Source organism: Nocardioides sp. (genome assembly GCF_031397825.1).
GTDB lineage: Bacteria > Actinomycetota > Actinomycetes > Propionibacteriales > Nocardioidaceae > Nocardioides.
Genome location: NZ_JANNML010000161.1, coordinates 21,155 through 30,127 on the forward strand (window position 1 = coordinate 21,155; position 8,973 = coordinate 30,127).

The following is an 8,973-nucleotide window of genomic DNA, read 5'->3' on the forward strand; positions in this document are numbered from 1 at the left end:
TGGTGCTCCTTCGTGTGACGGGGACTGGTGGTGGCTAGACGGTCAGCTGCATGATCGAGTCGGCCGCGAAGCCCTGCGCAGGGTCGCGTCCCTCGAAGTAGCCGCCGAGCTGCTGGTCGAGGTCGCCGAGCGTCCAGGCTGCTCCGGCCTTGTCGAAGCGCTGCTCCACGACCGGGGCCGCCACGAGGGCGACCATGCCGCCGTAGACCACGAACACCTGGCCGGTGATGGTGTCGGCGGCCGGGGAGGCGAGGTAGGCGACCAGCGGCGCGACGTGCTCGGGCGAGTAGGGGTCGATCTCGAGACCCGACTGGTCCTCGCCGAACACCTGGGCCGTCATCGCGGTCCGGGCGCGGGGGCAGATGGCGTTGGCACGGACGCCGACCTTGCCGAGACCACGCGCCGTGGACAGGGTGAGCGCGGTGATGCCGGCCTTGGCCGCGGCGTAGTTGGCCTGTCCCGGGGACCCGCCGAGGAACGCCTCGGAGGCGGTGTTGACGACCCGGCCGTAGACGGGGGCGTCGATGTCCTTGGACTTCTGTCGCCAGTGGGAGGCGGCGTTGCGCGAGAGCAGGAAGTGGCCGCGCAGGTGGACGCGGATGACCGCGTCCCACTCGTCGTCGCTCATGTTGAAGAGCATCCGGTCGCGGGTCATGCCGGCGTTGTTGACGACGACGTCGAGCTGGCCGAAGCCCTCGACGGCGGCCGCCATCATCGCGTCGGCGGTCGAGCGCTCGGCTACGTCGCCCGCGACGATGCGCACCTCTCCCCCGCGCGAGCGGATCTCCTCGGCGGCCTCGTCGGCGGCACCGGGCAGGTCGTTGAGGACGATCCGGGCGCCGGCGTCGGCGAGGGCCAGCGCCTCGGCGCGCCCGAGCCCGGCGCCTGCCCCGGTGACGATCGCGACGCGGCCGTCGAGAGACAGGTCGTGGTTGTCCACCATCAGCGGATCAGTCCTCCAGGGAGATGGCGGCGCGCGGGCAGGCCGCCACGGCGCGCTTGACGTTCTCGAGGGTCTCGGGCGTCGTCTCCTCGGCCTTGACCACGAGGTAGTCGTCGTCATCGAGCTCGAAGACCTCGGGGGCCATCGCCTCGCAGAGGGCGTTGGACTCGCAGAGGTCGAAGTCGACCTTGATCTTCATGGTGATCTCCTTGCTTCGAAAGGGACGTGCGGCCTGCTCAGGCCTCGGACGAGTGACCGGGGAACACCTTGGCCGAGGGGTCCATGGCGACGGTCGCGTTGTTGACCGCGGTGGCCGCCTCCCCGAAGCCGACCGCGATCAGGCGGACCTTGCCGGGGTACTCCGTGATGTCACCGGCCGCGAAGACCCGCGGGAGGTTGGTCTGCATCGACGGGTCGACGACGATGTGTCGCTTCAAGACCTCGATCCCCCACTGCTGCAGGGGCCCCAGGTCGGCGATGAAGCCGAGCGCGGCCACGATCGCCTGGGCGGGCCGGGTCGTGGTGACCCCGTCGACGGTGATGTCGACGGACTCGACGGTGGCACCCCCGTTGATCGCGCTCACCTCGGCCTTGGTCACGATCTCCACGCTCGAGTCGCGCACCTGCTGGACGGTGCGCTCGTGCGCGCGGAAGGCGTCGCGTCGGTGCACCAGCGTCACGGACCTGGCCACCGGCTCCAGGTGGACGGCCCAGTCGAAGGCGCTGTCGCCGCCGCCGACGATGACGACGTCCTTGCCGGCGTAGGGGACGAAGCTCGGCACGAAGAACTCCAGCCCCCGCCCGAGCCAGTCAGCCTGGGCGGGCAGCGGACGGGGACTGAACTTGCCGATCCCGGCGGTGATGATCACAGCGCCGGCGCGCACCGTGGTGCCGTCGTCGAGGCCGACGGTGACACCGTCGTCGTCCTGGGTCAGCGTCGAGGCCGTGCGGTCCAGGAGGTACGTCGGGCTCGCGGTGCCCGCCTGGCTGACCAGGCCCTCGACGAGGTCTCGCCCCTTGATGCTGGGGAAGCCGGCGACGTCGAGGATCTGCTTCTCGGGATACATCGCAGTGATCTGACCGCCGAGCTCGGGCAGCGAGTCGACCACGGCGACCCGGTGGCCGCGGAAGCCCGCGTAGTAGGCAGCGTAGAGACCCGTGGGCCCGGCCCCGATGATGAGGAGGTCGGTCTCGACGGCGTCAGGTGTGGGAGAGGTCACGCCGTGATCCTTCCGTGCCGGGCGGTCATGCTCAACAGACGCGCCACCTCGTCTCACGACGACGTCGCCTGGGCATTTCTGGAACGTGTTCTAGTTCGCCCCAACGCTATCAGATGGTCTCCATCTGCGAGACCAACCAGCCGGCTTCCGTCCGCACGACGGTGACCAGGATCTTGTACTGCGCGACGTTGAGGTCGGTGCCCGCCTTCGTGGTGCTCTGGTCGAGGAAGACCAGTGCGACCACCTGCTCGGCCGAGGCCTGCACCACCCCTTGGGCTGCGACCTCGGCGGTCACCTCGGTCTTCTGTGCGATGAAGTCCTCGCGGATCTCGGCCTTGGTCTGGCGGAACTCCTCGGCGAAGGAGTCGGTCATCGTCGAGGCCGCCAGGTCCACCTGCTCGTCGTAGGTCCGGAAGGACGACGAGACGATGTCGACCGCGGAGCGGGCAGCCGCGTCCACGGCCGAGGTCGCGGCCACCTTGCCGGTCACCACGGGCCGCTCGGAGGAGACCACGGGGTCGTCCTGGCCGTAGAGGTAGAACGCCTCCCCGGCCGCCACCGCCGCGAGCAGCACGACGAGTGCGACCAGCAGTCCCGTCGTACGCCGTGAGGGCGCCGGGCGCTCCGGCTCGTCCTCGACCGGCCACTCCACGTGCTCGTGGTGGACCTCCGGCTCCGGAGCGTCCTGGGTGGCGATGTCGGTGGGGGCGTCGACCACCGGGTCCTCGGTGCCGGACGTGCGCCCCGCGACCTTGCGCGGACGCGCGGTCGGCGTGCGGGCGCCCAGAGGCCGCTTCGGCGGACGCGGACCCGGTCCGGAGGCGCTCATCCGACGAACTCCAGGTTGTCGGTGCGCCACTCGCCGTCGATGAGCAGCAGGTCGAGACGCAGGCGGAAGTCGCGCGCGGTCTGCTCGTCGTTGCTGGACACGTTGCTGACGCTGCCGTTGGTCGCGACGATGACGGTCGCGCTGTCGGCGTCGAGACCGGTCACGGCGGCCGACCGGACCGCTCCGGTCATCACCGACTTGTTGGTGGTCAGCAGGTCGACCAGGCTCTCGCTCGAGCTCTCGTACTGCTCGAGGAACTCACCCGTCGCGTTGTCCGCGACGGCCTCGAAGGAGTCCTCGGGCGTGCGGTAGTCGATGTTGACGAAGGCAGCGGCCATCCGGCGCGCGGCCTCGAGCACCTCGCCGTAGCGCTCCTGCTCGACCCCGGCCGCCGTGCGGTTGTCGTGCTCACGGAAGGCGGCGTAGCCGCCGACGCCGCAGGCCACCAGCAGCACCACGACGAGGACGCTGAGCAGCACCGGGAGCCGGGCCGCCCTGCTCTCGGACGTCACGGAGGGCGTCATCGCGGGGACACCGGTCCCACCAGCAGCCATTTCCACGAGTCATCCCCCAAGATCGACAGGTCACCCGGGTCGGTGAAGCGCACCGGGTCGCCGTTGCGGTCCACAGCACCGTAGACCAGGCCGGAGCTCGGGTCGTAGGAGCCACCGAGGGCGCGCGGCGGCGAGGCCGGAGGGCGCTGGGCCCCGGGTGAGTACTTCGGCCCCCGCATGACGTACGGCGCCCCGCTGCGGCACTGGGCCGGGAAGATCGGGGCGTCGGTCAGGTCGTTGGCCTGCCGCCACTGCGACGGCGGCTTGTAGCCCTCGGTGCACGGCGGGACGCTGTTGTCGAACTGCAGGCTGACGTGTCCGTAGCCGTCGGGCGTCGTGCCGGTGAAGCCGCCGGCGATCGTGCGGGGAAAGGTCACGAGCAGCTGCTCGAGCCCGTCGAGGTGTGAGACGACGACCTGGTTCACGCTGACCGCGTTGCCGAGCAGGATGGGCAGGGTCGGCTCGAGGTCTTCGAGCAGCGCCTGCACCTCGCGGGCCGTGCCGGGCGTGCCCTCGAGGGTGGTGCGGATGTCCTGGTCGGAGTCGCGCAGGGCAGCAGTGAGCAGGCGCAGGTCACGCGAGAACGCCCGGATGTTCTCCCCCTCGGCGCGCTGCGTGCGGAGCACGGGCAGCGCCGTCTCGAGCAGCCGCACCGTCACGTCGGTGTTGGCCGCGGCCTCCCGGATGAACTCGCCGCCCCCGTCCAGCAGCTGCTGCAGCGGGACCCCGGTGTCGTTGAACATCACGCCCAGCTCTTCGATCAGGGTCCTGAGGTTGTCCTGGTCGACCGACCCCACGAAGGAGTCGAGCTCCACGAGGAGGTCCGCCTCGTCCACCGGCAGCGACTCCATCGACCCGACCAGCGTGCTGCCGTTCTCGGCGTAGGGGCCCTCGTCGTCCGCGGGCTCGAAGTCGAGGTACTGCTCACCGACTGCGGAGAGGTTGTGCACGAACATCGGCGCGTCCAGCGGCAGGCGCGTGCCCTCCTCGAGGGCGAGCTCGACACTGACGCCGGCCCGGGTCGGTGTCATCGAGGAGACCTTGCCGATCTTGACGCCCCGGTAGGTCACCTCGCTGCCCTCGAACAGCCCGCCCGACGTCGGCAGGGTCGCCTCGACGGTGATCCCGCGCCCGAGGACCTTGTCGACGAAGCCGAGGTAGGAGGCGGTGACGTAGACGATCCCGACGCAGGCCAGCACGACGAAGGCCAGCAGCCGGACCCTGATCCCGGTGCGGGTCACGACACCCCACCCCCGAACAGGCCGGTGGTGCTGGGCTCAGGGCTCGCCGCCCCGCTGGTCAGCGCCAGGTTGAGCCGGCCCAGGCCGGGCAGCCCGCCGAGGTCCGGCAGCGGCACCTCGAGGTCGGGCAGCTCGAGCCCGCCGTTGCCCAGCGCCTTCAGGGCGAGGCAGACCGGGTTGTCGGCGTACTTGATGCGCTTGCAGTCCTTGACGAGCTTGGACAGCAGGTTGATGCTGCCGAGCACCTTGACGCAGGCCGTGCTGGTCAGGTCGCGGCTGGTGAGGCAGTCGAGGACCGTGTTGAGCGGGTCGTCGGGCAGCCCGGGGATCGGGATGTCGGGGAGGTCGGGCGCCGGGCCCCCCTCGCCGGACCCGAAGAAGTTGGCGATGTTGATGTCGGCCTTGATCGAGGTGTTGGCGTAGTCGCCGAGCACGATCTCGCTGGCCTCCTGGGGGAACGGGAAGCTCAGCAGCAGGTTGAGGCCGGGTGCGAGCTTGTCGCCTGCGGCGCGCAGCCGGTTGACGATCGGCTCGAGGCTGCGCAGCGACGCCACGAGGTCGTCCTTGCTGGCGCCGATGACGCGGGTCCCGACGACGCCGAGCCGGTCGAGGGACGAGAGCATCGCGACCAGCTCGTCGTGCTGATTGCCCAGCACCTCGATGGCCGGACCCGCCGCGTCGAGGGCGCCCTCGATCGTCGTGCGCTCGGCGTTGAGCGTCGCGGTCAGGTTGTTCAGCGACTCCAACGCGCTGATGATGTCGTCCTTCTGCGCGTCCAGGGTCCCGATGACGCTCTCGAGCGAGCCCAGCAGGCTGCGCACCTTGTCGGTGCGACCACCCATGACGTCGTTGATCTCCTCGGTGATCGAGCCGAGCTGCCCCACACCGCCGCCGCTGAGCAGGAAGGACAGCGCGCCGAGCACCTCCTCCACCTCGGGGTTGCGACCGGTCGCCTCCAGCGGGAGGTTGTCGCCGTCCTCGAGACGCCCCTGGGCGGTGCCGGCCTCCGGCTCCTCGAGGGCGACGTACTTCTCCCCCAGGAGGCTGACCTGGCGGATGTCGGCGATCGTGTTGTCGGGGAGCCGGATGTCGTCGCGCACCCGCAGCGTGATCTTGGCGTGCCAGCCGACTCGCTCGACGTCGATCACCTCCCCCACGGTGACGTCGTCGACCATCACCGGCGAGCGCGGCACGATGTTGAGGATGTCGCGGAACTCCGCGGTGAACTCGTAGGCCTCGTCGGCGTCCACCGGCGAGCCCGGGAGCGGGAGGTCGTAGGCACCGTCGAACTCGCACCCTGACGACAGCAGCGCCAGGACGGCGGCGAGTCCCACCCACCGGCGGCGACGTGGCGTGCGGATCACGGGGTGCCTCCCAGGAGGGTCGCGAGGCTGGGCTCGAGCTCGCTGGCGTACTGCTGCTGGACGACCTCGCGCCCCGCGGACTCGTCCCGTGCGACGGGGCCGACGCGGGCGTCGGACGCACCGCGGCTGGGGGGCGGGGTCGGGGCCGCCTCGCCGATCGGCTCGAGCAGCGTGGCGAAGATCTGGCACGCCAGGTCCTTGCTGATGCGCGGGAGCGCGGACTGCTGGACGACCGAGCAGAGGAACCCGTCGGCGTCGGCGACGTTGCCGCCCACCCCGATGCGGGAGCCGATCGTGCCCGACTCGGAGTTGTAGGCGAGGACGAGGTTGCCGATGGCGACCGGGGCGATGCGCAGTGCGGTGTCGAGGTTGGTCTTCTCGGAGTTGATGACCTTCACGATGCTGCTCAGCCTCTGGACGTTGCGCACCAGGGCCTTGCGGTTGCCGCGCACGAAGGTCTCGACGGTGCCGACGGCGTCGGCGACGGAGGCCAGGGCGGCCTGGAGCTCGCCCCGCTCGGCCGACAGCTGCGAGGAGACCCCCGCGAGACGCCGGATGAACGCGCGCACCAGCTTGTCGTTGGAGGCCAGCGTGCTGGTGAAGTCGGCGAGCTGCGTGACGGTGTCGAAGAGGTCGCCGCTGCCCTCGCCGAAGGTCGTCGCAGCCTCCGACAGGTCGCGGATCATCTGGTTGGCGCGAGCGCCCTGCCCGTCGAGGCCCTCGGCCCCCGCCTCGAGCAGGTTGTCGAGGGTCCCGTCGGCGTTGACCCCGTTGGGTCCGAGGGCCTGGGTGAGGTCGCGCAGGGCGGCGTAGATGCGGTCGAGCTCGACGGGGACGGCCGTGTCGGGCAGCGCGATGTCGGCGCCGTCGGCCATCACCTCGCCCTCGGTGTAGGCCGGGGTCAGCTGGACGAAGCGGTCGGCGACGAGCGTCGGCGTCACGATGACGGCCTTGGCGTCGGCGGGGACGTCGTAGGTGGCGTCGTAGGCGATCTCGACGCGCACCGACTCCCCCTCCGGCACGACGGCCGTGACCTCACCGACGTTGACGCCGAGGATGCGCACGTCGGTGCCGGTGTAGACGCTCACCGCTCGGGGGAAGTGCGCCGTGACCGTGCGGGTGCCCTCCCCGCCGCCCTGGGTGAACGTGATGACGGCAGCGACGAGGAGCACCACCACGACCAGCGGGGTGACGAGCCGGGGCAGGGATCGCGTCATGGCCGGCACCTCACTGGACTCATCACCGGGCACATCACTGGGCACATCACCGGGCACATCACTGGGCCGGCCCGGGCAGGAACTCGCCCGTGGGGATCGCGGCCAGGTTGACGGCGTAGGCGTCGAACCAGGGACCGGTGCCGATGATGTTGCCGAGGATCGAGACGTAGGGACCGAGCGCCGCCAGCGTCGCCTTCAGCTCCTTCTCCTTGCCGTTGAGCAGCGCCAGCAGCTCGTCGACCTCGCGCAGGGCGGGGCCGATCTGACGCTGGTTGTCGGTCGCGACCCCGCGGAGCTCGATGGCGAGGCTGCGCGCGTTGACGAGGAGCCGGTGGATGGCGTCCTTGCGCCGCTGCACCTCCGCGAAGACCAGGTCGCTGCTCCTCAGCAGCTGCACGATGTCCTGGCTGCGGTCGGCGAGCAGCGTGCTGACGTCCTTGGAGCTGGCCAGCAGCGACTGGATCTCCTCGTCGCGCGACGCCACGGTCCGCGAGAGCCGGGAGATGCCGGTCAGGCTGTCCTCGATCTCGGGGGCCGCGGAGTCGACGGTGTCGGCGACGACGTCGAGGGCCTGGACCAGCTGGTCCTTGTCGATCTCCTCGGTCGTGGTGGTGAGGTCACCGAAGACGCCCACGATGTCGTAGGCCGACTGCGTGCGCTCCTTCGGGATGCGGGTGTCCTCGTCGAGCTGGCCCTCGCCGGCCGGGGTGAGCTCGAGGTACTTCTCCCCCAGCAGGCTCAGCACCTCGACCGAGGCACCGCTCTCGGTGCCGAACTCCACGCCGTTGTCGACCTCGAACTGCACCAGGACGGTGTTGCCCTCGAGGGTGACGTCCTGGACGCGGCCGACCCGGATCCCACCGACCTGCACCATGTTGCCGCGGTGCAGGCCGCTGGCGTCGGTGAACTCCGCGAGGTAGGAGGTGCCCCCGAAGCCGGGGAACTTGGAGAGGTTGAAGGCCGCGCTCACGATGAGCAGCATCAGCACCAGCGTGAGGGCTCCGTAGCGCATCACGCGGCGCTCGTCCCTTCGGCCCGTCATGCCGCACGTCCCGAGGCGCTCATCGGTTGCACCGGGGGGCGGTGGAGCGGAAGTCGATGCTGTTGAGCTGCTCGTTGAGCTGGCGGATGATCGGGAGCCCGCTGACGACCGGGAGCGTGATCTTTCCGGCGAACCCGCAGATGTAGTAGTTGTACCAAGACCCGTAGGTGCCGGTGCGCGTCTGGTCGGTCATCGACTCGGGGAGCCGGTCGAAGATCTCGACGACCAGCTTCTTGTTCTCGGGCTCGTTGAGCAGGCGGGAGAGCTTGCGCAGCTCGGCGATGTCGCCCTTGAGCAACGGACGGCCCTCCTGGAGCAGGTCGGCGACGACCACGGTCAGGTCGGAGATGCTGCTCAGCGAGCGGCCGATGGTCTTGCGGTCGTCAGCGAGGTCGCCCATCCAGTCGCGCAGCTCGACGACCAGTCGCTCCAGCTGCACGTGACGGGAGTCGACGGTCTCGAGCGTGGTGCCGAGGTTGTCGACCACGTCGCCGATGAGCTGGTCGCGGTCGGCGAGCGTGTTCGTGAGCGAGGCGGTGTTGTCGAGCAGCGAGGCGACGGTG

Annotated in this window: 10 protein-coding genes; all 10 read right to left on the bottom strand. The window is 70.3% G+C overall.

All coding sequences use genetic code 11. The features are described 5' to 3' along the window. Window positions 1-34: 34 nt before the first annotated feature. Window positions 35-943: a 3-oxoacyl-ACP reductase gene (locus tag RMN98_RS13985; RefSeq protein ID WP_309649434.1), complete on the bottom strand. Its 909-nt coding sequence runs from the start codon at window positions 941-943 to the stop codon at window positions 35-37. 7 nt (window positions 944-950) lie between these two features. Next, complete coding sequence (locus RMN98_RS13990; RefSeq protein WP_309649435.1) at window positions 951-1,142, bottom strand: ferredoxin; 192 nt, start codon at window positions 1,140-1,142, stop codon at window positions 951-953. A 37-nt stretch (window positions 1,143-1,179) separates the two neighbouring features. Further along, window positions 1,180-2,163, bottom strand: coding sequence for an NAD(P)/FAD-dependent oxidoreductase (locus tag RMN98_RS13995; RefSeq protein WP_309649436.1), 984 nt, complete (start codon window positions 2,161-2,163; stop codon window positions 1,180-1,182). 109 nt (window positions 2,164-2,272) lie between these two features. Then, window positions 2,273-2,992: a hypothetical protein gene (locus RMN98_RS14000; protein WP_309649437.1), complete on the bottom strand. Its 720-nt coding sequence runs from the start codon at window positions 2,990-2,992 to the stop codon at window positions 2,273-2,275. Beyond that, on the bottom strand, window positions 2,989-3,504 hold the full coding sequence (locus RMN98_RS14005; protein WP_309649438.1) for a hypothetical protein: 516 nt from the start codon (window positions 3,502-3,504) through the stop codon (window positions 2,989-2,991). The genes RMN98_RS14000 and RMN98_RS14005 overlap by 4 nt, the downstream gene beginning before the upstream one ends. 8 nt (window positions 3,505-3,512) lie before the next feature. Further along, window positions 3,513-4,787 (bottom strand): MlaD family protein, encoded by a 1,275-nt coding sequence (locus RMN98_RS14010; protein ID WP_309649439.1) that lies wholly within the window; start codon window positions 4,785-4,787, stop codon window positions 3,513-3,515. Next, window positions 4,784-6,151 (bottom strand): MCE family protein, encoded by a 1,368-nt coding sequence (locus tag RMN98_RS14015; protein ID WP_309649440.1) that lies wholly within the window; start codon window positions 6,149-6,151, stop codon window positions 4,784-4,786. Before RMN98_RS14015 ends, RMN98_RS14010 begins: the two co-directional genes overlap by 4 nt. Continuing rightward, on the bottom strand, window positions 6,148-7,368 hold the full coding sequence (locus RMN98_RS14020) for an MCE family protein (protein WP_309649441.1): 1,221 nt from the start codon (window positions 7,366-7,368) through the stop codon (window positions 6,148-6,150). Before RMN98_RS14020 ends, RMN98_RS14015 begins: the two co-directional genes overlap by 4 nt. 58 nt (window positions 7,369-7,426) lie before the next feature. Then, window positions 7,427-8,380: an MlaD family protein gene (locus RMN98_RS14025; RefSeq protein WP_309649443.1), complete on the bottom strand. Its 954-nt coding sequence runs from the start codon at window positions 8,378-8,380 to the stop codon at window positions 7,427-7,429. Between the two features lie 49 nt (window positions 8,381-8,429). Continuing rightward, window positions 8,430-8,973 (bottom strand): MCE family protein (locus RMN98_RS14030; protein ID WP_309649442.1); only part of this gene is annotated, 544 nt, incomplete at its 5' end.

What these genes read in the sequence shown, in the direction of transcription:
- RMN98_RS13985 (WP_309649434.1), bottom strand. Translation starts at nt 943, where the DNA reads ATGGTGGACAACCACGACCTGTCTCTCGACGGCCGCGTCGCGATCGTC.
- RMN98_RS13990 (WP_309649435.1), bottom strand. Translation starts at nt 1,142, where the DNA reads ATGAAGATCAAGGTCGACTTCGACCTCTGCGAGTCCAACGCCCTCTGC.
- RMN98_RS14000 (WP_309649437.1), bottom strand. Translation starts at nt 2,992, where the DNA reads ATGAGCGCCTCCGGACCGGGTCCGCGTCCGCCGAAGCGGCCTCTGGGC.
- RMN98_RS14020 (WP_309649441.1), bottom strand. Translation starts at nt 7,368, where the DNA reads ATGACGCGATCCCTGCCCCGGCTCGTCACCCCGCTGGTCGTGGTGGTG.
- RMN98_RS14025 (WP_309649443.1), bottom strand. Translation starts at nt 8,380, where the DNA reads ATGCGCTACGGAGCCCTCACGCTGGTGCTGATGCTGCTCATCGTGAGC.